This is a genomic window from Bradyrhizobium sp. P2_E8, assembly GCF_056403875.1.
In genome coordinates this window covers 1-1916 of sequence record NZ_JBFUES010001235.1, presented here as the reverse complement: position 1 = coordinate 1916, position 1916 = coordinate 1, and the positions used below count along the sequence as shown (strand labels likewise).

At 64.7% G+C, this 1916-nt stretch carries 1 protein-coding gene; it reads left to right on the top strand.

What is annotated here, in order from left to right:
• Positions 1–1916: DUF5801 repeats-in-toxin domain-containing protein (locus AC1D00_RS39035; RefSeq protein ID WP_477014347.1), on the top strand; the 1916-nt coding region annotated here is incomplete at both ends.

The window sequence follows — 1916 nt, the reverse complement described above, 5'->3', positions numbered from 1 at the left end:
AATTTCGATTCGACGCAGTTCCTCAACCTGGTCGGTGAGGGCGCGAGCCTCGGTGTTACGCTGACCGCGACCATCACCGACGGCGACAATGACACGGCGACGTCCTCGGCCACGATCGAGATCGTGGGCACCGAGGACTCCAGCATCAGCTTCCAGGATGACGGCCCCGCGGTCTCGGTTTCCGCCAATTCGGCCTTCCAGGTCGTCCACGACGAGACCCTGCTGCTGCAGAGCCCGCCGTTCGGCGACGACAATGACATTCTGTTCACGCCCGTCTTCAACGCCGTCAGCAATCCCGGACACGACCCGCAGGTTCTCTTCGGCCTTCCGATCGGGTATGCGCAGAGCAACGTCGCCGCGCTCACCATCGACAATGTGGACTACGGCACCGACGGCGCGGCCAAGACGGGCGCCCAGGTCTTCTCGCTGACGCTGACCGACGCGCAGGGCCAGAGCACGACCGGCCCGGTCGATGCGATGCTCACCACGACGGAAGGGAAGGAGATCTTCCTGTTCCTCGAGAACGGCCTGATCGTGGGCCGTTACGACGGGGGCGATCCCGGCGGTGACGTGACCGGCACCAGCGATCCGGCCGCGTTTGCGATTGCGATCAATCCGGTGAGCGGCAAGGTGTCCGTCGTCCAGTATGTTTCGCTTCACCAGGACAGCGCCGATATCGGCGGCGATATCGATGAAGCGGTCTCGCTGGCAAACGCCCTCGGCCAGGTCAAGGCGACCGTGACGGTCACCGACGGCGACGGCGACCACGCGTCGGCGTCCGCCAACATTGGCGGTGACATTCGGTTCGAAGACGACGGCCCGCTGGTGGCGGCGACGCTGTCTCACAATTTCGGGGTGACGGCGGACGAGACACCGGGCAACCAGGCGAACGACGTTACTGGCCCGTTGCAGATCTTTGCGGACGTGCAGAATCCCGGCGATGATCCGGATAAGCCCGGGCCGGTACTCGCTTACGCGACCAGCAGCGGCGCAGCCCTGAGCATCCTGCCGTATTTCGGCGTCGACGGCCCCGATCCGACTGCGGCGATCACCTATTCGCTCGAGCTGAAATCGTCCACGTCCGGGGTGACCTTGACGGACGGAACGGAGATCACCTTGTCGCAGGATCTTGCCGGCCGGGTGATCGGCACGGTGGGCCAGGACAATGTTCATCCCGAACTGAGCGGCAAGACCGCCTTTGCGGTCGCGATCGATCCGGTCACCGGCAACGTCTCGGTGGTCGAATATCTCTCGCTGCATCACTCCGATACGTCCAATCCGAACGATCCGGCCTCGCTGACCGCGGGCTCGATCTCGGCCGTCGTGACGATCAAGGATGGCGATGGCGACACCGCGTCCGCGTCGGCGGATATTTCGAGCAAGATCCACTTCAACGACGACGGTCCGGCGCTGACGATCGGTACCGACGTGACGGAGCCTGAATTTGTCGCACTCAAGCTGAATCTGGACGAGACGATCGGTCATTCGCCCGACCAATACAATGTCGGCGAGAGCGAGTCGGGCGGCGGCGCGCCGAACGGGATCGTCGACGACACGGCCAACGCCACCGTGACGTTCACGACGAACGCAGCCTCGACCGCCCAGATCGGCGAGTTGAAGACGGGTGAGGGGCTGCTGGCCCCGTTGTTCACGAATGCCGCGATCAACTACGGCGCCGACGGTGCCGCCCTGGTCGATCCCGTCACGTCCCTGCTCAGCCTCGTGCTGACGGGCGCGCCCGAAGGGGGCGGGATCAAGTCCAACCTTGTCGCGACGGCGCTGGAGGGTAGTCCGCTCGACGGTACGTCGGTGGGTCATCGGACCGTCTGGCTGACGCTCGAGAACGGTCAGATCGTCGGCCGCGTTGGCCACGATACGCAGTCCACGGGCGATGATTTCGTCGTCCTGCGCATCTC